Raw genomic sequence first — 22,108 nt, 5'->3', positions numbered from 1 at the left:
GTCCTCACTCCTCCTTATCGAGCTGTCTGTGCGCTTCGATTAAACGCTGTATTGTCGAGATTATTTCGATGACAAAAAACAATAACGTCGTCCAAAATAGGAATGTCGGCGCTGTTAATACCATCAAACTAAGTAAAATAAATCCTTCCGTTCGTTCCGCGAGTCCCGTTGCATAATGAAATGACTTCACGCCTTTATTCTGCACCACATTTCCGATTGTCAAAAAGGCCGTAATTCCAAATAAAATCGAGGCCATCAAAAGTAACAGGATAAACTGCTGTTCCGGAAATCTTGCGGCCAATGCAACAATAATACCTGCTTCGACTACTCGATCAAACGTCACGTCCATCACCGTTCCAAAACCGCTTTGCTTCGTTTTCCGCGCCATCGTCCCATCAACCGCATCCAAAAATCCAGAAAACCAAAGGACTAAAACACCCGTCCACATCCAGCCAAATCCGACCAAAATCGCGGCAACAATCCCAATCACAAATGCCAAAACCGTCACTTGGTTTGCTGAAAATCCGATTTTCAAAAAGAAATCTGCCGTTTTATCCAATATCGGTCGCACATATGGTCTCGCTTTCGTATCAAGCATCTTTTTCACTCCTTACTGGTGCAATATAAGCTGTTTCCGCTCTATTTTCATCCACGATAATAAACTTTTGCGCCCCATCTTCTAAAATCACCGACCAATAGGCTTGCCCATAAAGCATAACCTGGCGCTCGACCTGCACCGGAACACCAGAATCCGCCATCCGCCAAGCACCAATCGGATAATAAACATCCTTATACAACAGACCATCTCCGAAAAATACATCGATTTCAGCATCCGTCGCCTCTTTCAGTACACCATCCTCCATTAGCAAAACGCGTTCACTGAAAACTTTAGCCTCTTCATAATGATGCGTCACGAATACTGCCGCCATTTTGCGCTCCTCAATTTGCGTAAAAACCCACTGTCGCATATCCCGTCCGAGTCGCACATCCAAACTACTAAACGGTTCATCCATCAATAGTAAATCTGGATTCCCAATCAGCGCCCGTGCCACCGAAACCCGTTGCTGTTGCCCACCTGAAAGCTCAAAAGGATACGCATCAGCCCATTTCGCCAGCTCACTTTTCTCCAAGAAAACCCGTCCGATTGCCTCACGTTCTTTCCGTTTTACCTTTTGGCATTTCAATGGAAAAATAAGATTCTCCAAAACCGTCATATGCGAAAATAGCACAGGTTTTTGAGAAATATACGCGATTTTAACCCCTGATTTCTGATAACTACCACTATCAAACGACAATAAGCCCGCTAACACTTTCAAAAAAGTCGTTTTCCCACTCCCTGATCCACCTAAAATCGTCACCTTCTCACCTTGCCTAAGCGCCAAGCTAACCCCATGCAAAATTGTCTCGTTTTCAAAGCGTTTCGTTATATTTTCAGCCCTGATTATCTCCATTAACCCATCACCCCTACCAATTTCACAATTCCTTTGTAGCACCATCTAAATATGAATAACATCACAAACGCCATGAAAATCGTGAATAAAGCCGCTGCTGCAACGATTTGCAATTGCGAAGATGTGAAGTATGGAAATAAAATGAGTGCCACCGTCTGAATAATCCCGCCACCAATCATCGATGTAATCGCATACTGTCCAATCGAAATCACAACCGAAAACAATAAAATCGTCTCATTCATTGGGCGCATAAGCGGTAAATAGACATCCAATGCCAGGCGCCACCGCGTTCCACCCATCAAATAAACATACTGATTAATATCCTGATCAAGCGCCAAATAGGCATTCCGCGCAATCCTAATCGAATAAGGTAACGTCGGCAAAAGTTGAATCAAGACAACCCCTAGCACTGTTTCCGTCAAATCCAAACGAATAAACCAAATGTCCAGCCCTGCCGCAATAACAATGAGTGGCACAATCAGGGGTAGCTGCAAACAGACATCCAAAAACGCCAATTTCCGCCCCGTCGCCCGCGCTAAATAATACCCCACGTAATTTGCCACCAGCAAGTTAATCATTACAACAAAAACCGCGACTACAATCGTTGTTCCAATCGCCGACCTGAAATTTGAATCCTCAAAAATACCAATTTCTCCGCCACGCCAAGCAACGATACCAAAAATAGCAATCATAATCACATATTGTCCATAAATAAACAGCCTCATAATTGCCCACTTCCTTTACGCAAAAAGCTCCGATATCGTTGCACCGAAGCGAATAGAACAAACGCCAACAATAGTAAGAACACAGAAACCACAACCATCCAAAACATCGTCGCCACTTGCACACTCACATCCGTCGCATAATATCCCTGATAGAATACCACACCTAGAAACGCCGGAAAACTGTTTCCCACCAAGCTCGGAATTTCATACGCCGTCCAAATAAAAGCCAATAAAATAATCATGAGTTCCGCCATTTGTGGCGCTATTTTTGGAAATTCAACAGTCGCAAAAACGCGCCACGTCCCGCCGCCAGACAATCGTACCAATTCCACCTCTGCAAAATCGATTTTTCGATACGTCGTCATCAGATAAAAAACAACAAATGGTACTTCTTTCAACAAATACGCGATCAAAATCTCCAGAGTCCCGTAAATTTTGTAATATTCGCCGATATATGGATAAATAAACGCAAAAACGAGATAAACATAGAGCGCTACAACAAAATGTGGATAATAGAAACTCGTGTTTAACCGCGCCACGGATCGCATCACTTTAGGTTTGAGCAATACTTGTCGAACAATTAAGATACCCAGTCCAATCGATAAAACTGTTGCAATCACACTCACACCCAAAGAATACAAAACACTTGTGAAAATCCGTTTTTGACGACTTACTTCCACAATTCCATCCCAACTTGTCCCTAAAAATTGCATTTTCCAAACGAGCAACACAATTGACATCAAACTAACCGCGCCAAGCAACACCGGAATCAGGCACGCCACGCCTTTACGGATAGACATAATTACTCCATTCTTTCTGAATCGCTTCTGCGGTCGTATCCGGGAACTCATTCAACGCCTGCCAGTCATTATAAAACTGATTCCCCGTCTCACCAGCCGCGTCAAATTTCGCCTGCCATTCCTTTGTCATTTTACTCGTAAGAAGCGTCGTTCCATCGCCCCACACCGACGTTTTCAACTTCTCGGCTTGCGCTTCTTCCGACAATAAATAATTAATCACGACAAGCGATGCCGCTGGTTGTTGCGTATTAAAAGCTACCGAAAGATAATGCGCGTTCGTCAAAGCACCATTATCGAGTGAAAAAGTACGCGTCGCAGCTGGAAACGTGCCATCTTCTATAAACGGCAACGCACGACGCTCATTAAAGCCCATCGTGAAATCAATCTGACCTTGCGCGTACAATTGATCTAGCTCCTGCAATGTTTTCGGATATGTTTTCCCATCACGCCACAAATACGGTCCAATCGATTCTAAATACGCATACGCCTTCTCACGATCCGCTTTTGTCGGCGCCTCAGTGAATTCTTTCCCAGGATTTTGCGCGTAAATCACCTGTCTCACAAACGCATCTCCCGTGAAATCTGCCACATCCGGATACGTAAACCGTCCAGGATTTGCCTTCACCCAAGCCGTCAATTCCGCCAAATTAAGCGGTGGTTTCGAAACTTTGTCTGCATTATATTGGAACACAAAAGACGTTTTTCCCCAAGGTGCTTCCATTTTATCGATCGCATTTCCCGCATCCTTTTCCGTCAAAAGTGGATCGACAAACTTCGCCACATTTGGAATCTGATCGGTAATTTCGCCGTAAAGAAGACCGCCATCCTTCGCCGTTTTGAAATTCTGACCATTAATCCAAACCACATCCACGCTACCATTTTTCTTCCCAGCCTGTTTCTCACTGCTCAGTTTCTGAATAAATTTCTCCGTATCCATTGGCACCCGTTTCAGCGTAATATCCTGCTCTTTTTTCAGTTTCGGCGCTACAAAATCATCGATGTAGGCGTTAATATTCTTATCCCCGCCCCACATGTAGAAATTCACCGTCTGACCTTTCGCGTCCTTTTCCAACTGCGCAAAATCCTGGCCCTTCACGCTGTCCGACGAACTATTATTCCCGCACGCCGCCAAAACTAACAATAATCCAAGCATTGCCATTAAGCCAAATCGCTTCATCCCAGTTCCCCTTCTTTCCAAATCGGTATCGCCAAAATAAACGTACTACCAACATTCAGCTCACTCTCCACACACAGCGAACCACCATGTAACTCTGCTAAATTTTTCGCAATATGAAGCCCAAGTCCCGAGCCACCATGCGCCAAATTCCGCGACTTCTCCACACGATACAACCGCTCAAAAATCCGCTCCTGCTCCGCCACTGAAATTCCCTGTCCGTGATCCCGAATCCGAAACAAAATAGCGTCTTCCGTCCGCTTCACATCAATCTCAATCTCCGTTCCCACATCCGAAAACTTCAACGCATTCTCCAGCAAATTATACAAAATCCGCGTCACAAATTTCTGATCCGCATAAACAAACTGACAATCCGGCGCAATGGCCACGTGCACATCCCGATGCTCTCGCTTCAACTGTACATCAAAAGCCTCCAAAACATCAACCAGCAACTGATCCAACCAAATTCGCGTCCGCTCCAAAACTGGCTCTTTCTTATCAATCGCCGCGACATCCATTAACTCATCGACCAAATCCGTCAATCGCATCGTTTCCCGCTGAATCGTCCGCAAATACTGCTGCCGCTCCGCATCCGTCGCAATCATCCCATCTAAAAGTGCCTCCGAAAACGACCGAATCGATGCAATAGGCGTCTTAATATCATGCGACAAATTCGCAATTAACTCATTTCTCGCCATTTCCCCGTCCTTAATCTGCCGAAACATCTCGTCTAACCGCGCCGACATCTCATTAAAATCCTCCGCCAGCATCCGTGTTTCGAGCGGCCCCGTCACATCGACCTTCCCAGAAAACTCACCTTGCGCAATTTTGCGACTTTCCTTTCCCAATTTATCAATCGACTGAAACGCCGGCCGCATCAACAAATAGTTAATCACAAAAGCAAGTGTACTCGCACCGAGCGTAATTAAAATCGCAAAAATCACCAATTGTGTGTTAAAAATCATCCGATACGCGCTAAAACCTAGCACAACCGTCACGATAATCACGCCAATCCCATAAGAAAGTAAAATAAGCGTCCGTAATTTCATGATTCCATCACCAACTCGAACTTGTAGCCAAGACCCCAGACCGTCTTAATAAACACTGGTACCTCGCCGTTCACCTGCAATTTCTCCCGTAAATGATGGATGTGCACATTAATTGTATTCGCATCCCCATCATACTCGTAGCCCCAAACGCGCTCTAACAATTCCGATTTCGAGAAAACGCGTTTATTCTCACTCGCCAAGAGCCACAACAAATCGAATTCCTTAATCGTCAGCTCCAATTCCTGCCCAGAAACCGACGCCAATCGTTTCGCTTTATCCAGAAAAAGTGGTCCATGTGTCAGCGTCTCCGGTTCTACAAACTGCCGCGACCGCCGCAAAATATTCTTCACCCGAAGCACCAACTCGCGCGGACTAAACGGTTTGGACATGTAATCATCCGCACCAAGCGTCAAGCCATACAACCGCTCCTTCTCCTGCGTTAAAGCACTCAAATACAAAAACGGCGTATCCTTTCCGCGCTCCTGCACCTCCATAATAAACGCATGCCCGTCCATTTTCGGCATCATAATATCCACGACCATCAAATCGACACGTTGCGCATCATACATCACGAGCGCCTCTTCGCCATTTTTCGCCGTTAAAACACGAAAACCTTCCTTCTCCAAATAACGCCGACACACATCAACAATTGTCTCCTCATCATCTACCAGTAAAATTGTGTTCATCCGCGCCTCACCTCACGTTTATTTTTTCTCAAATAGATACAAGAAATCCCCGTACCCCTTCTCTTTCATCTGTGCTTTCGGAATAAAATGGAGCGCCGCCGAGTTCATGCAATACCGCAAATGCGTTGGCTGCGGCCCATCCGAAAAAACATGTCCCAAATGCGAATCCGCGTGCTTACTCCTGATCTCCGTCCGCTTTGTCACCAAGAAATTATCCTCTTTTTCATACACATTGTTCGGCACCAGCGGCTTCGTAAAACTCGGCCAACCCGTACCCGAATCAAATTTATCCGTCGAACTAAACAGCGGCTCACCCGAAACCAAATCAACATAAATCCCTTCCGCCTTATTCGCATCATATTTATTTTGGAAAGCCGTCTCCGTTTGACTTTCCTGCGTCACCCGGTACTGCTCATCCGTCAACTTCGCCTTGATATCAGCCTGCGAATAGGTCGCTGGATAACTCGGCAAATCTACCGTCTTATCCTTGCCCCAATGCTTATTCAAAAAATCATCACGCCCCGAGCCATTCCGATAATACTCGTACCGTTTCGGATTTTTCTTATAATAATCTTGATGATACGTTTCCGCTTCATAAAAGTTGCTTGATGCCTTAATCGGCGTCACAACCTTGCTAAACCGATTCGTTTCTGCCAACGCTTTTTTCGAGGCTTCCGCTTCCTTCTTTTGCTCTGCGTTCACATAAAAAATCCCCGCACCGTACTGCGTTCCACGATCGACAAACTGGCCCTCGGCATCCGTCGGGTCAATCTGATGCCAAAATACGTCCAGCAACTGCTCATACGAAATCAACTTCGGATCAAATTTTATCATCACAGCTTCCTGATGCCCAGTATTTCCACTCGAAACCTCATCATACGTTGGATTCCGCGTCGTGCCACCAGTATACCCCGAGATCACATCATTGACCCCTTTCAACTTCTCGAACGGTGGCTCCATACACCAGAAACAACCACCCGCAAAAATTGCGACCTCTTGCCCCGATCCATCATCACCCACATTTTGATATGCTAGATTATCGCTACCGTGCGACTTTGCATCCTGATGCGAAACATACGCATAAACGCCTCCTGCCACACCAATTGCAGCGATTACAATAAGCGTATTTCTCAACCATTTTTTCATATAGTCCGCCTCCAAATAATACAATAGTCTGCTAATAATATCTAATTCCCTGATTTACACGTTGGAAAACGATATTATCTTACCCACCTATCATACAAAAAAGAAGTTTTATATAACTTACCTAATTGTTATGTAATTCTTAAGTTTAAAAAAAGCCTAATTTAGAATGAAAACTGTCGAACTCTATCCAATAAATTCCCCACTATGTTATACTAATACTACTTTCCATTACAAAAGGAGGAACCTAAATCATGGCTATTTTTTCAACACATTTCGCATCACAATCCTTGCAGCTAAAAACCTCGCTCCAAGTATTTATTCCTGACATCATCGATACCGACAAGCCTATGCGTTTGCTGTACTTATTACACGGTTTATCCGACGACGACACCGCTTGGCTGACCAATTCCTCGCTCGTTCGCTATGCGGAGAATCGTAATATCGCGATCGTGATGCCACAAGTTCACCGCAGTTTTTATACAGATATGCAGACTGGGAATCGGTACTGGACATTCCTGAGTGAGGAATTGCCACGCCTTGTCCACAGCTGGTTTAAACTCCCTACCGAACCCGAAAATACATACGTCGCAGGCCTGTCCATGGGCGGTTACGGCGCGTTCAAATGGGCCTTGCATTATCCCGAAAAATTCGCTGGAATGGCATCCCTTTCTGGTGCGCTGGACATTGTGGCATTGCGCGAAGCCAGACCAGAAGGCGAAGCAGAGATGCAAGCAACATTTGGCGACATCGAATCCCACCGCGGTTCCGACAACGATTTGCTCACTTTATTAGGAAAAATCACAGCCAAACCGCGCGTTTTACAGCTTTGCGGCACGGAGGACTTTCTATATGAAAACAACCTCGGTTTCAAAGCCCATATCGAGCAAACAGATTTACCGTACACGTATCAAGAATCACCCGGTGAGCATAACTGGGAATACTGGGATCGCGAAATTCAGACCGTACTCAACTGGATTGATCGAAAAGGAGATTTTGCATGACGAACACGAAAAGGAACGCCAACATTTTATTTGTGCTTAGCGCGATCACGGCGATTGGTTTTATATTGATGCTAATTGGTGTCGCAACGAATGCACGCTTTATTCAGACTTTCGACAACTACTGGATTGATATTATTCGCGTTAATATTACAACCAGTAAGACGGATATCATTGCTTTTATTACCAATTTTGGCGGGGTTGCAGCGATTGTGATGATGACAGTTGTCCTTCTCATAATTCTCCTTCTTTTGAAACGCTATACCATTGCCATTTGGTTTGGCGGTGTTGTTTTGGTTGGCGGCGCGCTTTTGCCATGGATTATTAAACAAATCATTGCCCGTCCACGCCCGAGTGATATGCTGATTTCCCAAGGCGGTTATAGCTTTCCAAGTGGTCACGCTACAGGTTCGACGGCGTTTTATGGCATGATCGCGGCTCTGCTTATCATCTCCGTATCAAAATTATGGCAACGCATCCTGATTGGGCTCATCGCCCTTGCAATCATTTTAACAATCATGTACACCCGCGTCTACCTTGGCGTTCACTACCCATCGGATGTCACCGCCGGATTCCTACTTGGCAGCACCGCGGTTCTTTGCGGGAGCGCCCTGTTCCTACTATATAGTCAGGCATGCCACCGCTATTTGTTGGCTCGAAACTGGAAAGACGTCTACTAAAAAACGAGGCTATACCGTTCCCAATCGGGATATCGCGGTATAGCCTCGTTCTTTTCTAATTACGCTTATTTCGAGCGCTTTGAATCAAGTTCCAAATAACTAATACTAGAACAACTACCAATAAAATATTGATAAGCCCTCCAGCGATATGAAAAATTAATCCGAGTACCCAGAAGGCAAGCAGAATAACGATGATTCCCCAAATGATACCTAGCATGTGTAACCCTCCTTGCTTTGTGTTATCTATATCTTTACCACATTGAAAAATCGGCAAACATTCAAAAACTAGAAACTAATCACGATTTTTCCTTTAGCATGGTGGGTTTCGCTCAGGGCATGCGCGTCGTAAATACCTTGTGCGGAGAACGGGAATGTTGCTCCGACAATCGCTTTAACTTTGCCAGCAGCCATCAAATCAGCAAATGCTTTCAACTGCTCACCGTTAGGCTCCAACCAGATGCTCTTCGCTACGATATTTTTCGCTTTCGCAAGTTCTTGATCAGGTTCCGCAACAATCGAAATCAGACGTCCAGTGTTCTCTTTCAACACTTGGAAACTGTCCTTCTGAATATCGCCACCCATCGTATCAAAAACAACATCTACATCCGTTAAAACGTCCGCAAAATTCGTTGTTTTATAGTCAATCACTTCATCCGCGCCAAGCTCTTTCAAAAAGGCTGCATTCTTCTCACTCGCCGTCGTAATCACGTGCGCGCCAGCATTTTTCGCGAGCTGAATCGCTAGGGTTCCAACACCACCAGCACCAGCATGAATCAACACTTTTTCACCCGCTTGCAAATTCGCGTGGTCAAAAAGCGCCTGCCAAGCCGTCAAACCAGCAAGTGGAATCGAAGCAGCTTCATCAAAGGACACATTATCCGGAATTTTTGCAAGTAATGGCGCGTCCACTAACGCATATTCCGCATACGTTCCAAAACGCGTCGTTTCAGGGCGTGCAAACACTTTATCCCCGACTTTCCAATCCGTCACACCCTCGCCAACCTCAGAAATCACACCTGCCGCGTCCCAGCCAAGAATAATCGGAAACGGCCAATCCATCATTTGTTTTAAGTATCCCTCGCGTAATTTCCAGTCAATCGGGTTAATCGAAGTCGCCTTCATTTCAACAACAACCTGTCCTGCCCCAGCTTTTGGAGTCGCAACCTCTGCTTCTTTCAATTCCTCTTTACCACCATAATTTTCAATAACAACTGCTTTCATCATCCATTACCTCCTCCAAATTTAACGCGTAATATTCGCCGACATCCGTTCTAAAATATCCGCAAAACCCGTAAGTTCTTGTTTTGATAAATCCTCTAGTAACCGTCTCTGAAAAGCCTCTTTTTGCGCTGTTAGTTCAGTAAGCCTCGTTTCACCAAATGCCGTCAATCTGATAAAAGTTGCCCGACGATCCGGCGCCCGTTTCTCACGAATGAGCAGACCATCTTCTTCCAGTTTGCGCAAATGCCTTGTAATCGCAGCAGCATCAAGATTTAGAGTCTGTTGCAGGGCCTGCTGATTTTGCTCGTTCTCACAAGATATTTGGTAAAGTAATTCCACTTTCGTCGGACTCATTCGCAATGTTGACTCGAATGTTTGGTTCATATTTTTACATAAACGGTGCATTTTCGCGAGCAACAGCGCACGTTCCAAACAGCCATCATCCATCTTAATCCCTCCGATCTACCAATTAATTGACCCATCAATTGATATATCAACTATCTTACTCTTTTAATTAAATTTGGCAAGGAATCTGCTCGAAAGGCATTTAGGACCGCATTATGGTATAATTTTTACAAAGTATTAGTTCAGACCAAAAATGGGGGTGTGAAAAAATGGCAACGCAAGACAAAACATTTATTTCACTTATTTCGACAATGGGACGTGTTTTGCTAACAGAGAGCGGCGAAGGCACCATTATGATAGAAGAACAGTTGCATCAAGTAGCCGCGCATTATGGCTATCACTTGAATATCTTATGCTTAAGTGAGTATATCGAAATCACCATTTATCATGAGGAAGAGCATATTCACCATGCTATTATTCAAGCAACACCAGGAATCGCTTCTTTATCACGCATATCTTCTGTCAAAACATTGCTTCATGACATAGATAATGGCCTCACACTTGAAACGGCTGATGAAAAGATGCAAAAGATTGCGACGTCCCCGCCAATTTATCCTGATTGGTTACGCGTGATTGGCACCTCTTTTTTCGCGATGGGATTTGCGCCTCTTGTTATTGCAACTTGGACAGAAGTCTGGATTAGTGGTGTTTTAGGCCTCATTTCGGGACTAATATGCGTCGTTTTAGAAAAAAATAGGTTCGGCCTTTTCTTCCCGCTCATCGCATCCTTTTTTGTAGGTATTGTTAGTCTCACTGTTTTCCATGACACTGCGATTAGCTACGGGCCTGTGTTTCTGATGATTCCAGCGCTGTTCATTTGTATTCCGGGAGATACGATGTCTGCGGCTGCCGGCGAGGTTTTTTATGGAAAATTAACAGCCGGTTCCGCTCGCTTAGTCTCTGCATTTATGTGTCTCCTCCAGATGGTGATTGGCATTTTGCTAGCGATTGAAGTGACTGGGGCAACCGTTCGGACACTCGATAAAGGAGATATTTCAGGCACTTTTAATTCAGTCTATATCTTATTATTTGTCATCGTTTTCTGCCTAGGATTATGTTTAACATTTAACGTTCCAATGACCTATTTGAAATGGTTATCGATTTTTGCAATCCTGACTCTTGTCATCCAATATGTCGTAGGTCAGTGGGCTGGTGATTTAATTGGCACCTTTGTTGCAGCGATTGCAGCTGGTGTTATGGCGAATATTGCCACCAAATCCCCTTCTCAACCGCCACGCGTCGTCCTTTTTATCAGTAGCTTCTTCATTTTAACAGTTGGGGCGAAAGGCATTGAAGGGCTATCGAGCATTATTGGTGGATACGTTGTGGAAGGCTCGCGTGAAATAATGGCGATGATTATCCTCTTCCCAACCGTGACCATTGGCATAGCGATCGGCTACTTAATTTCGACACAAAAGAAACAATTACAACAAAAAACTTAAAAAACTGCTGTTCATCCGCCTTGTGATGATTATATAATGGAGATAGCTTCACAAAACAAGGTAAGAGGAGAGATTGAGAGAAATGAAAAAAGGCATCGGGATACTGCTTTTGGGCTTCGTACTACTTTTAGCAGCATGTGGAAGTAACGAAAAGCAAGCAGAAACCTCTGATAAATTAACGATTCAATTAGATGAAAAAAACGTAACGGCAGCCGCAGTTAAAGAGAAGCAGAAAGAACAAGCGCAAGCCGTGAAAGATAAGGCTCAAAAAGAAGTAACGGAAAGCGCGAAGCCAAACGCAGCGAAGATATCCTTTGCGATGCTGAACGGCAATCCTGATAAATACGCGCGAGAATCGTATTATTTAAAAGGGCAAGTCGCAGAAGTTATAGATGGCGGCGCGACAAAATATTTGAAGGTAAATATGACGCAAGATGGTGGCTCCGTGATGGTGATTTACACGGGGACAACCGACGCTAAAAAAGGCGATGTCGTCGAGGTTTATGGAACAATTTATGGCACGTATGCGTTTGATGACGCGAATGGTGAAACAATTGCGATGCCGGGAATTACGGCTAGTTCGATTAGTGTTGTAGAATAAGCAAGTAGAAAAGGCATGCTCCCGATAAACGCGGAACATGCCTTTTCTATCAATTATGGAGCGTAGGGGGATCGAACCCCTGACCTCTACACTGCCAGCGTAGCGCTCTCCCAGCTGAGCTAACACCCCGTGACGATAAAAACATTGTATCACAGGGATTTTGAGAGTGTCAATTCTTTGCTCCATAGATTACAAGTCTATACTAATTTTTTTACTATGCCTAGTAACGCCTTCACATCTTCCACTCGTGTCGCACCAGTTTCCGCATCCACAATCGATGTGTACACGTGCGGGATTACTTGTTTCACGCCAGCATCCAGCGCGATTTTTAGAATGGCTTCGAAGTTTTCTAAATCGATTCCGCCTGTTGGTTCTAATGCGAAATCGGCTTCTGCGCATGCTTTGGCGACTGCGCGGAATTCGGGTTCTGTGGACAGGCCCTTCATTGGGAAATATTTGATTGCATTCCCGCCCATGTCCTTGATGAGTGCAATCGCAGCTTCAATTGGGACAATCGCTGTTTCTGCAACGCCTGCACTGATAGCTCCTGTGGAAATATTAACGTATCCGACTTTTCCAGTTGGGGATACGAGGCTATTAATCCAGCCTGGTTTTGTGTCAAGGTTTGCACGGGTTGCTCCAACAGCTGGGAAAACTTGATTGATATGGTTTCCTGCGTATTCTTTGGCAATAGCCGCGACAACACTTGCTTGACGGGCATCTCCTGCGCCTAGCCCAACGGATACAGCATCATCAATCGCCGCGCCATATTCACGCATGGCCGCAACGCCAGCTTCAACTGTCGGATAATCTTTGGATAGCACGCCGACAACAACATGCCCTTCTGCTGCCTCAAAAACTTCTTTTGCGTTCTCCACCGAATTCGCTAACACATTCAGAACTACGCAATTTTTATAAAAACGGTCTTGTATCGTACTCATTGAAAAATTCCTCCTAATTATTCGTTTTATGCGACGAATCGTTTGATTTCTGCCGCGATTATTTCTGCGTCATCGCCTTGAAGCGAGCGCGAATCGATATCGAAAAAGCCTTGTGTTGCGCCGTAATCTCGTGTGTAAATAGCGATCGGGCCATTTTTGAGCGCTTCGACCAGTTCTACCGCGCTTTTTCCTGTTTGCTGTGCGTCAATCCGAATGCGTGCTCGAAAAATCGGACGTCCAGCTTCATCTTGTACTTCTGTCACGCTGATTCCCGCCTGATTTGCAAAATGTGAGGCTAATTTTTGCACGGTTTCTTTTTGTATCGCGCTCGTATCTGCTTTATCCCAATATTCCTCCAATGCTGCGAGTAAACCGAATGTGCTTTCCTTGCCAACTTTCATGCTACGACCGATACCGTAAAGCTGTGTTTTCACCCAGGCAACATAGTCTTTTCCACCTGCGACGATGCCTGTTGTAGGGCCTTCAATCGCTTTAGAGCCGCTATATATCGCGAGATCGCCACATTGAACATATTTCTTCAGATCACCTTCCGCTGCTGCGTCAATAATGAGCGGAATATTATATTCAAGGCTAATTTCACGCATTTCTTCGACAGAAAGCATGTTTTTCTGCACGGCGTGATGGGACTGAACGTATAAAAGTGCTGCGGTGCGTTCATTAATCGCATCAATCACATGCTTCTTGCGCCCTTCATTGGCATATCCAACTTCCACGCGACACCCGCCACCGAGTGCTATCATTGTCTCAATTGGTGCGCCGTATTGAACATTATGCCCTTTTAACAAAATAATTTCGTTGGCTGCGATTGGTTCCTGGTGTAATTTCATCGAGATACCTTCGTGGCCTTTTGTCACCATGGCTGCGACCGAAAGTGCGATACCGCTCGATGCCGAATTGACTACAACCGCGTCCTCTGCCTCTAGCATTTCGGCAATCCGTGCGCCAGCTTTATCGACTAAATCCGCGATCTCAACATAATTTTGACCGCCTTTTTTCATCGCTTCAAAAACCGCATCACTCGGCGCTGAAACACCGAGAATACTCATTCGACCACTCGCATTGATCACGCGTTTCAAGCCGTATTTTTCATTTAAATTTGTCATGCTAAAACTCCTTCACGTTTTATAGTGGGAAAAAGACGCCTAGAATCATAGCGCCGATAATCGCGCCACCAGCAATGGGCTTTTTCCAAGCGTAAAAAATCGCCGCGCCGATGATCGAACCGATGCCGACTGGAATCGATGCCGTGCAAGCGCTTAAAACAATGAGTGGGCCTAGAAAGCGACCGGACGTATTTCCCGCACCCATCATGACATCTGCGCCAAATGTCGAGTTCGATTTTCCGACTGTGAAATGGCGAATTCCAATAATAATCGCGCCGACCGCAAGACCAAGTACCGCACCTGTCAAAAGCGCCACTGCAAAATTCGTAAGTGGCAATGTGATACCAGCGCCAAGCATTAGGGCAGGCACTCCAATCCCAATTCCCGTCTGAATCGCGCCACCGATATCGAGAATCCCGACAAGCGAACCTTCTAGAATTCGCGCAAATAGGAAACTCGCGCCAAACGCAGCAGCAGCACCATATCCGCCACCTTCCATCCCGGCTTTTAGCAACGCCACAATCGCGACATCATTAAACGCACCCACATGATACACGTAATACATATGCGTCCCAGCAAATACGCCAGCCGATAAAAGCGCCACAAAAATCGGGAAACTCCAGTCTGCAAACCAAAAGTTCTTTTTATCAATTTCCGTTATATGCTCCATTATACTACACCTCCTGTCCTAATAGTCTGTGAAAATTAAGCAACCAGTCTGGTACTGGCAAATTCATACTCTTAATCATTTCAATGTCAAATTCGCGGAAAAATGCACTTAATACGAACAAAATAATAACTGAAATCAATAATGTACGCGTCAATTTATTCCAACCACTATCATCGACACCTTTACCGATCAAAATACCAAGAACCACACCTGGAACAGCATTTCCCATAATAATATGTGCCAATCCACCAAAAATCGTACCCCAAATACCAGACCGCTTTCCTGCATCAAGCGCTGCCAACCAAAAGATAACTGGCATGATCGGATTGATTAAAAGTGTCGCTGCTGGAACAAGCACTTTTTCTGCAATGTCTTTCAAAGAACTAGGAATCGCTGCACCCGTTGAATTCAAAAATGCAACAACAAGGACGCCAACAATCGCGCCAGCAATCGCCATTTTCTTCGGATTATGTAGCGTATCCTCTACTGTTCTGCCTTTTCGGATAAGAGATGCCGCCGCCCAGTTCGGAATAATCCGATGATCGACGTCTTGCGTGAAGGCTCCGGTTGAAACGACGGAAGCCCAAGCATTGAAGAAGAATCCAAGCCCGAAAGAAAAGTGACTCGCTGCGTCTCCCGCACATGCATTTAATTCGCCGAGCGTTCGAAAAGCACCCATTCCTTGAGTTGTCGGCGCGTGAAACATCCTTGCAGCACCGGCACCAACAGCAAACCCGACAAGGCCACCGATGATTGCCGATTTAAATAGAATTACTAAAATATCCATATTCTCAACCTACCCTTTCGCCAATTTTTTCATTAGTTTGTTTTTCGTATTGTCTTCTACGGTAAAATTCACTTTTTCAATGTGCATCACGGCAAGATCCAACGCAATTTCTAATTTCACTTCAAATTCCTGCCGTATACGCGGAAACAGGAAGAACATAAACGTCTCTTTATAGCGTTTTTCCGTCGCCGTTAAAATGCTGACGTCACGAGGTTCAATTCGCAAAATCATCGCGTTTGGATACTTCGTCATCACCTGTTTCTGCACTTGACCAAGCGCTGCATTTATCGCATGTTGTTTCGTTTTTCCTTTTCCAGTAATCTGCACCGTTTCTTTTATATTCTCCTGCATCTTACTGTTTCTCCACGTGTTCCTGGAAAGCCTTTACCAAACGTTCACCGAGTTCTTCTATGTCCATAAAGCCAAAACCGAGGACCGTTTTTCCGTTCTGAATCGCCGTCACGCCTTCTTCAATCGAGCGCATCCCATAATGTGCCGGATAACCGTATTTCGTTTGCGCCGTCAAAGCACCCGCGCCACCACTGCCACAAAATGAAATACCGAAATCTGCGTTATTTTCCTTCATTACGTCACCAAGTCGCATATCCGCGCCCATTCCTGGCACAACAATTGCCTTCGCTCCCGCTTTTTCTGCACCAGCCGCTACGTTTTGTCCTTTTCCTAACCGATCTGCAATCACCACTGTAATTTGATTCATCATTTTTCCTCCTCTAATTTAATTTTGCCGTCTCAAAATGGATCGACAGTAAATATTTCTCATCTTCATGAATCCCTGAAACCATGCCACAAATCCGTGTTGCTAAATATAGCGAGTCAAGGGATACCTCATCAAAAAGCGCCTTATCCTCAATCGTGAACATTTCGCCTTCCCGACCCCGCCGGATCATTGCCGCCACATGGGAAGCAAGCCCTAGCTCCTGCGCTGGCTCCAAAAAAATCCCATCACGCTCCGCCTCAGTCTTCGCTTTTTTCATGACTTTCTCAAAAAACATCGCATCACCACTTCTCTCTGAAATCATTTGCCAATCTGTTTCAAAACTCATGCCTTCCAAACCACCCGTCCCGATTTAATCGTCATTTTTGGCTCTATTACTTTTGCCGTTTCGCGCACCTCGCCATTCGAATCGACAAGCGCCATTTTTCTATCTACCACATCGAATACTGTCACATCTGCTACTGTTCCCACCGCAAAAGTCCCTTGTTCATGGAGTCCCAGCGCCGCACGTGCCCGACTTGTAACCGATGCCACCACCTCATCTAGCGAATAACCCAGTTGTAGCAACTTCGTCATTGTCGTCATCAAACTACCGACCGGCGTTTCAATATTTCGCTCATAAATATCCGTGCTCGTTGTAAACGCCTCATCGTATTTCCCCTTAAATTTCTGCAAAGTCTCATAACTAAAGCTCGCCGAACCATGTCCAATATCAAAAAGAACACCACGAGTAAGCGCATCTCGCGCCTCCGGAATCATCTCCCCACTCGCGTCCAAAATACCATGCTTCTTTCCATGAAACGCGTGCGTCACGATATCTCCTTTTTTCAAGAGTGGCAAAATATCTGGCAAATACGGCGGTGGATTCCCAATATGAATCATAATCGGCACATCAAGCGCGTCCGCCACCATCCGCGCATGAACGAGTGGCTTCACATCCTGCTCCCGCACAACCGATCCACTCATCCGTGCCTTCAAACCAACCAAATTTGGCTCCACCGCAAAAGCCGCCCGCGCCTCATCCACGCCCATCAAATCAGCCGGATCGGCAAGCTCTGAAAGCCCCTCACAAAGCCCTTTTCGCGAAATATTCAAAAATGCCAAGACTTCCGTATCATGCGTATCAATAATCGTTTCCCGAAAACGCGCCAAACCATCGCTTCCCGTACTCCCCGCATCCACAATCGTCGTCACACCTTGCTGCACGCCAACTCTGTCCGCATCAATCCCAATCACAGCCCCATCCTCATATACATGTACATGCATATCAATGAATCCTGGCGCCACATAACTTCCAGCCACATCAATCACCTGCGCCGTCTCCTGCGAAATCTCACTCACCGCAACAAATCGTCCATCACGAATCGCAATATCGCCTGCCTCCCGTGTCATATCATCCGGGTCCACTAACCTCCCATTCCGAACCAACACATCCATTTTCCATCATCCTCTCTGCTTAAAATAATGCACAATTGCCTCCAGTTCCGCCGACTGAAAATACAACCCACACTGCTCAAAAACCGTCGTCAAGCGCTCCTTCAACTCCCTCCGCTCACCATCCTCACTCGCCAATACCAAATCATACTGCTTATTAAAATAATACCGTTGCACCATCAAAAAAATATGCAATAACAGTCCATTTTCCAATTTTCGATCGATTTCACCCGCCAACGCATCCTTGACTTGCTGGTAAACCTCGAATCCTTTCAAAATAATCTCTTCACTAATCTCCTCATGACTACTCTGCCGCACCAGATCCACCGGTTCATCCAAGTCCAGTACAACAGGAACCTCCACTAAAATTCGCGCCACTTCCTGCCTGATCATTTCCAAATCCGTTTCTTTTGGCAACGCCTCCGTCACTACGACCGGCAAACCCGACTCAATCGGAAAAACACTAATAATCAACTCAATCGCATGCTTCCGACACATCGCCTCGACCTCGACAATCGAACAATACGCGACCATCTCCACCTGCGCAATCCCAGCTTCCACGCGATTTTTAATCAAGCGAGCCACACCACGCCCCGTGGAACAAACATAGAGCGTCCGTACTTTTCGTTGGTGCAATTTCTGATTTTCCAGCGACACAAGAAAATGCAATACAATGAAAGAAATAAACGACTCTTGAATCACCTGCTCATCCGAAATGAATTTTTTGCAAGCCTCGTATACATGTCCAAATAACGCAGGATACTGCTGCTTAATCTCCGAATTCAGCGGATTAAACTCATTTCCCGGCACTCCACCTTGACCGAGCCGCAACGACAAATGCGCAAACAAATTCGCATACAACTTCTGATCCAGCGCATAATCCACGCCTTCCTTCTCCGCCACAAACGCAATCATCGCCTCCGTCAGAGCCGCAATATCCGTCTCCAACATCCCGCCCACAGGACTGCCCACACAATACTGATACTCCGCCTTCAAAAGCGGAAACTCCCTTTGCATATACACCCGCTGCATAAACCCGATAAAACTGCGCTTCGCCTCCGATTTCTCCGCCCCAATATCCAGCACATGATACGCCTCCATCGTGCGCCCCATTTGCAAACGCTTAAGCGAAATAGCCAACCGAATCAAAATGGTCATCAAATCCACCTGCTGCCAAATTTCCCGCTCCTCCTCCTGAAAGTACTGCGCCAACGCCGATTCCACCAACTGATACTCCGGCAAAATTCGCTTATCGAACATCGGCTGAAAATTTCGTTCCCGGTCCTGCCTCGTAATCCGCGTCGTCATTTTGTAAACCTCATAATTATTCATGTTACTCATAAGCAAGTGCTCCAACAACGAGCGCAGTCGCTGTTCCTCACCCAAAATCCGATAACCACTGCGCTGCTCACGACTAAGCGACACATGAAACCGTTCCGCAAGCCGTTCCACCTCATTCATATCCGCCAAAATCGTATTTCGGCTAACATCAATCTCATCCGCCATCAAAGCCGCCGTCACATAATCCTCACTCAGCAACAACATCACTAAAATACGCCTAACACGCATCGCTCGACTCGTATACAGTTTCTGATTCTCCATCTGCGACAACTCATTGCGCAACTCCATCAGTAAACTCGCATCACATTCCAACCAATAACCCTTATTCGGCTGCGAAAACAACACAACCTGATGCTCCGAAAACCAATCTCGCACCCTTTCCAAATCATATTTTATCGTCCGAATACTGACGCCCATCTGATCTGCTAAATCCTTCGTACGAACAACAGCAGAAGCGCTAAGCAGCTGATTCACGATTTGCAACTCTCTCCGCCCCAACATAATACCTGCCTCCATTTTCTTACCTTATGGACTACACTTCTCATTATAGAATTAAAACGCTTACTTTTACAGACAAAATTCATGCCCTCGATTAGTGCAATTCATTTTGTTAAGTTACATCATATCAGAAAAAGGTCGTGGCTATACGGGCAAAAAAAGCTTAATCGCAACACCAATTTGGCATTTTGATTAAGCTTTGGATACCTATTAAATTCATTCTTTAAAAATAAGACCCTATTTATCATGCATCGCCTCATTTTTTATAGTAATGCAATACGATTCGATTTTTTGAAGTAAGCCATTGTCATTGAATGTATATATATCACACGCGTCAATAAAAGATACTTCATCCTTTTTTTCAAAAACCGCCAGTCCATTTATGACAACTTGATGCTCTCCAATAATCCTATTTTTAACATTAAATGTTGTAGTGACTGATTTAAAATAGTTACTAGTTTCCTCACATTTTTGAATGACACTTTCTATCCCGGTTATAGTTCCTTCACCGATAATATTCCATTCAATTGAATCAGACAAATATGAGTATGTTTCCTCGAAGCGCCCCATTGAAAATGATTCAGCAATTAATCGTTTATTCATCAGACAGAACTCCTTTCTTAATTTTTCCGAACAAATCTCCCTTAAATTTGATATTCTTAATGCTACCATAAAAATAGCACTAAAACCACGAATCTTAGCCCCCACTTTTCCTAAATCCGATTCCAGCTCCAAATACAAAAAAGCTCGCAAATCTAGCGTAAACACCAGACTCACAAGCTTATTCAGACATTCAAATCGATTTCATATCCACGCACGTTCACATGGATATCGGGGTTGTATCAATCCAAGATCGAACAACCCCAACAATGCGGCCGAGAGGACTTGAACCTCCACGGGTTTTACCCCACTAGGCCCTCAACCTGCTCTTTTTTGAAAATTAAGATACTGAGCTTATACCAATAGTTTTGGTTAAATGAGCTGCATTAGCAGTATAAGGCCATATTAGATTGAGGGGAGGTTTTGTCAACATTATTTAATAAACTTCTCGTTTGTTAATATTTTTTTGAATCAGTAATCATCAGTATCGTACACTTAATGTATTTTGAATCTCTAAAATCAAAAGCAAACAACTATCTAAGTAACCTGTTATGTCAGAAAATACTGTTACAACCCGATCTCCATGAGCTATTTGATTTCTTAAGTTTCTTAACGACTCTAGCTGCTGAAAAGTAGCTACTAAATTAATTGTACACAAATTTTTCAATTCGTTTTTAAATTTTCTACTATCATCAAACATTTTAATAGTCTCAGTAACCATTTTTTCAGAAGGATTTTTACTATTCTTCGTTATTAAAGCCTGTTCTAAATAGTTCAAGACAAATTGATTAGTAGTCCCATTCTTGAAGTGACAAAAAAAGAGCATTTTTAAGCATTGTTCAATCGTTCCACAGGCTCTGATAATAAAATAATTTGTCAAGTGACTACTTTGTTCCATTTTTTTATTATCAAATTTTTCTTCCAATAGCTCCTTAATAATAGTTTGAAGCGAATTCAAATCACTTAAATTTTCATACAATAGATCTTCAAATTCTACATATATCATTGACTAACATCTCCATAAAGATATTTATATGCTAGTTCTATTCTACCTGTGATATGTGCTGTATTAGTCGTTCTCATTGTAATGTACTCTATATATTCAGTATCACTGACTAGTTTCTTTTTCCTCCTATCAAATTCCGCTCTATTATCCAACCAAGGAATTTCTATATTACTCTCAATTGCTCTTATAGTTGCAACCGCTATTGAATCAAAAACTGTAGGATGAAACCTTCCCATTGGGTGACCAGCACTATTTAAATTTTCAAAGGAACTGGTGTTTATCTTTTCGAGGAGAGTCATAGTATCTATAAACTGCCGTCTATATAGTTCTAATTTAGAACCATTTACATTATTTTTAGTAGTATCCATAAATAAATTAAGTTCTTTTTTCAGAGAGATTGCTGTGGTTCCTTGAAAATTTTCATTGCTAAACATCAAAAATCTTAGAATATACTCCATGTCTTTCATTCTTGGCTCGTTATTAGCTTGCTTAAATAATATTCTCCATTCCTTTAAATTGAACCAATTTCATAAGTCGCTTTTTATTCGAAATTAGACGAATCCAATTTTATGATTTTTCATTTTTAAACGTTC

27 protein-coding genes and 1 tRNA gene are annotated in these 22,108 nt (G+C 44.3%); 4 read left to right on the top strand and 24 right to left on the bottom strand.

Features of this window, described 5'->3' with window-relative positions:
* Positions 1-4 precede the first annotated feature (4 nt).
* Genes HCJ66_RS14780 through msrA form a run of 8 tightly spaced genes read right to left on the bottom strand, consistent with a single transcriptional unit; the run spans position 5 to position 7,031 of the window.
* Positions 5-598: a CDP-alcohol phosphatidyltransferase family protein gene (locus HCJ66_RS14780; protein ID WP_187133833.1), complete on the bottom strand. Its 594-nt coding sequence runs from the start codon at positions 596-598 to the stop codon at positions 5-7.
* Positions 591-1,451, bottom strand: coding sequence for an ABC transporter ATP-binding protein (locus HCJ66_RS14775; protein WP_187133832.1), 861 nt, complete (start codon positions 1,449-1,451; stop codon positions 591-593). Before HCJ66_RS14775 ends, HCJ66_RS14780 begins: the two co-directional genes overlap by 8 nt.
* Positions 1,451-2,176 carry an ABC transporter permease gene (locus HCJ66_RS14770; RefSeq protein WP_187133831.1) on the bottom strand — a complete coding sequence of 242 codons (726 nt, stop codon included), beginning with the start codon at positions 2,174-2,176 and terminating at the stop codon, positions 1,451-1,453. Before HCJ66_RS14770 ends, HCJ66_RS14775 begins: the two co-directional genes overlap by 1 nt.
* A complete protein-coding gene (locus tag HCJ66_RS14765) occupies positions 2,173-2,976 on the bottom strand; it encodes an ABC transporter permease subunit (protein ID WP_187133830.1) in 804 nt (267 codons plus the stop codon). Before HCJ66_RS14765 ends, HCJ66_RS14770 begins: the two co-directional genes overlap by 4 nt.
* Positions 2,963-4,153: an ABC transporter substrate-binding protein gene (locus HCJ66_RS14760; protein ID WP_246438712.1), complete on the bottom strand. Its 1,191-nt coding sequence runs from the start codon at positions 4,151-4,153 to the stop codon at positions 2,963-2,965. The genes HCJ66_RS14765 and HCJ66_RS14760 overlap by 14 nt, the downstream gene beginning before the upstream one ends.
* Positions 4,150-5,199 carry a sensor histidine kinase gene (locus HCJ66_RS14755; protein ID WP_187133829.1) on the bottom strand — a complete coding sequence of 350 codons (1,050 nt, stop codon included), beginning with the start codon at positions 5,197-5,199 and terminating at the stop codon, positions 4,150-4,152. Before HCJ66_RS14755 ends, HCJ66_RS14760 begins: the two co-directional genes overlap by 4 nt.
* Positions 5,196-5,885, bottom strand: coding sequence for a response regulator transcription factor (locus HCJ66_RS14750; RefSeq protein ID WP_187133828.1), 690 nt, complete (start codon positions 5,883-5,885; stop codon positions 5,196-5,198). Before HCJ66_RS14750 ends, HCJ66_RS14755 begins: the two co-directional genes overlap by 4 nt.
* An 18-nt stretch (positions 5,886-5,903) precedes the next feature.
* The gene (msrA, locus tag HCJ66_RS14745) at positions 5,904-7,031 is read right to left on the bottom strand and encodes a peptide-methionine (S)-S-oxide reductase MsrA (protein WP_187133827.1); all 1,128 of its coding nucleotides are present in this window, start codon (positions 7,029-7,031) and stop codon (positions 5,904-5,906) included.
* Between the two features lie 287 nt (positions 7,032-7,318).
* Between msrA and HCJ66_RS14740 the strand changes: the two genes are divergently transcribed.
* Entirely contained in the window at positions 7,319-8,032 is a 714-nt protein-coding gene (locus tag HCJ66_RS14740; RefSeq protein ID WP_343069022.1) for an alpha/beta hydrolase, read from the top strand.
* Entirely contained in the window at positions 8,029-8,709 is a 681-nt protein-coding gene (locus HCJ66_RS14735) for a phosphatase PAP2 family protein (RefSeq protein WP_187133825.1), read from the top strand. The genes HCJ66_RS14740 and HCJ66_RS14735 overlap by 4 nt, the downstream gene beginning before the upstream one ends.
* A 55-nt stretch (positions 8,710-8,764) precedes the next feature.
* Here the strand turns inward: HCJ66_RS14735 and HCJ66_RS14730 are convergent, their stop codons facing one another.
* The 3 genes from HCJ66_RS14730 to HCJ66_RS14720 form a co-directional block, all read right to left on the bottom strand.
* Positions 8,765-8,926: a lmo0937 family membrane protein gene (locus HCJ66_RS14730; protein ID WP_187133824.1), complete on the bottom strand. Its 162-nt coding sequence runs from the start codon at positions 8,924-8,926 to the stop codon at positions 8,765-8,767.
* A 68-nt stretch (positions 8,927-8,994) separates the two neighbouring features.
* Positions 8,995-9,930: an NADP-dependent oxidoreductase gene (locus HCJ66_RS14725; protein ID WP_187133847.1), complete on the bottom strand. Its 936-nt coding sequence runs from the start codon at positions 9,928-9,930 to the stop codon at positions 8,995-8,997.
* A 21-nt stretch (positions 9,931-9,951) separates the two neighbouring features.
* Positions 9,952-10,377 (bottom strand): MarR family winged helix-turn-helix transcriptional regulator, encoded by a 426-nt coding sequence (locus HCJ66_RS14720; RefSeq protein WP_187133823.1) that lies wholly within the window; start codon positions 10,375-10,377, stop codon positions 9,952-9,954.
* A 167-nt stretch (positions 10,378-10,544) separates the two neighbouring features.
* Between HCJ66_RS14720 and HCJ66_RS14715 the strand changes: the two genes are divergently transcribed.
* Both HCJ66_RS14715 and HCJ66_RS14710 read left to right on the top strand, forming a co-directional pair.
* Positions 10,545-11,777, top strand: a complete 1,233-nt coding sequence (locus HCJ66_RS14715; RefSeq protein WP_187133822.1) for a threonine/serine exporter family protein — start codon at positions 10,545-10,547, stop codon at positions 11,775-11,777.
* 82 nt (positions 11,778-11,859) lie between these two features.
* Complete coding sequence (locus HCJ66_RS14710; RefSeq protein WP_187133821.1) at positions 11,860-12,378, top strand: hypothetical protein; 519 nt, start codon at positions 11,860-11,862, stop codon at positions 12,376-12,378.
* Between the two features lie 56 nt (positions 12,379-12,434).
* Here the strand turns inward: HCJ66_RS14710 and HCJ66_RS14705 are convergent.
* The 13 genes from HCJ66_RS14705 to HCJ66_RS14645 form a co-directional block, all read right to left on the bottom strand.
* Positions 12,435-12,507, bottom strand: a tRNA-Ala gene (locus tag HCJ66_RS14705).
* 68 nt (positions 12,508-12,575) lie between these two features.
* Positions 12,576-13,319, bottom strand: coding sequence for a 2-dehydro-3-deoxy-phosphogluconate aldolase (gene dagF, locus HCJ66_RS14700; protein ID WP_187133820.1), 744 nt, complete (start codon positions 13,317-13,319; stop codon positions 12,576-12,578).
* A 26-nt stretch (positions 13,320-13,345) separates the two neighbouring features.
* Positions 13,346-14,443: a DgaE family pyridoxal phosphate-dependent ammonia lyase gene (locus HCJ66_RS14695; protein WP_187133819.1), complete on the bottom strand. Its 1,098-nt coding sequence runs from the start codon at positions 14,441-14,443 to the stop codon at positions 13,346-13,348.
* A 19-nt stretch (positions 14,444-14,462) separates the two neighbouring features.
* On the bottom strand, positions 14,463-15,113 hold the full coding sequence (locus tag HCJ66_RS14690; protein ID WP_187133818.1) for a DUF4310 family protein: 651 nt from the start codon (positions 15,111-15,113) through the stop codon (positions 14,463-14,465).
* 4 nt (positions 15,114-15,117) lie between these two features.
* A complete protein-coding gene (locus HCJ66_RS14685) occupies positions 15,118-15,900 on the bottom strand; it encodes a DUF4311 domain-containing protein (protein WP_187133817.1) in 783 nt (260 codons plus the stop codon).
* A 9-nt stretch (positions 15,901-15,909) separates the two neighbouring features.
* A complete protein-coding gene (locus HCJ66_RS14680; protein ID WP_187133816.1) occupies positions 15,910-16,251 on the bottom strand; it encodes a DUF4312 family protein in 342 nt (113 codons plus the stop codon).
* Between the two features lies 1 nt (position 16,252).
* Complete coding sequence (locus HCJ66_RS14675) at positions 16,253-16,618, bottom strand: SFCGS family glycine-rich protein (protein ID WP_187133846.1); 366 nt, start codon at positions 16,616-16,618, stop codon at positions 16,253-16,255.
* 13 nt (positions 16,619-16,631) lie between these two features.
* Complete coding sequence (locus HCJ66_RS14670) at positions 16,632-16,964, bottom strand: hypothetical protein (protein ID WP_187133815.1); 333 nt, start codon at positions 16,962-16,964, stop codon at positions 16,632-16,634.
* Complete coding sequence (locus HCJ66_RS14665) at positions 16,961-18,073, bottom strand: amidohydrolase/deacetylase family metallohydrolase (RefSeq protein WP_187133814.1); 1,113 nt, start codon at positions 18,071-18,073, stop codon at positions 16,961-16,963. Before HCJ66_RS14665 ends, HCJ66_RS14670 begins: the two co-directional genes overlap by 4 nt.
* Before the next feature lie 6 nt (positions 18,074-18,079).
* On the bottom strand, positions 18,080-19,912 hold the full coding sequence (locus HCJ66_RS14660; RefSeq protein ID WP_187133813.1) for a BglG family transcription antiterminator: 1,833 nt from the start codon (positions 19,910-19,912) through the stop codon (positions 18,080-18,082).
* Positions 19,913-20,146: 234 nt separating this feature from the next.
* Positions 20,147-20,512, bottom strand: a complete 366-nt coding sequence (locus HCJ66_RS14655; RefSeq protein ID WP_187133812.1) for a hypothetical protein — start codon at positions 20,510-20,512, stop codon at positions 20,147-20,149.
* Between the two features lie 478 nt (positions 20,513-20,990).
* On the bottom strand, positions 20,991-21,515 hold the full coding sequence (locus HCJ66_RS14650) for a HEPN domain-containing protein (protein ID WP_187133811.1): 525 nt from the start codon (positions 21,513-21,515) through the stop codon (positions 20,991-20,993).
* Positions 21,512-21,982 carry a hypothetical protein gene (locus tag HCJ66_RS14645; protein WP_187133810.1) on the bottom strand — a complete coding sequence of 157 codons (471 nt, stop codon included), beginning with the start codon at positions 21,980-21,982 and terminating at the stop codon, positions 21,512-21,514. The genes HCJ66_RS14650 and HCJ66_RS14645 overlap by 4 nt, the downstream gene beginning before the upstream one ends.
* Positions 21,983-22,108 lie beyond the last annotated feature (126 nt).

The organism is Paenilisteria portnoyi, assembly GCF_014322795.1.
GTDB lineage: Bacteria > Bacillota > Bacilli > Lactobacillales > Listeriaceae > Listeria_A > Listeria_A portnoyi.
Note: the sequence above shows the minus strand (reverse complement) of the source record. Positions and strands in the feature narration are given on the sequence as shown.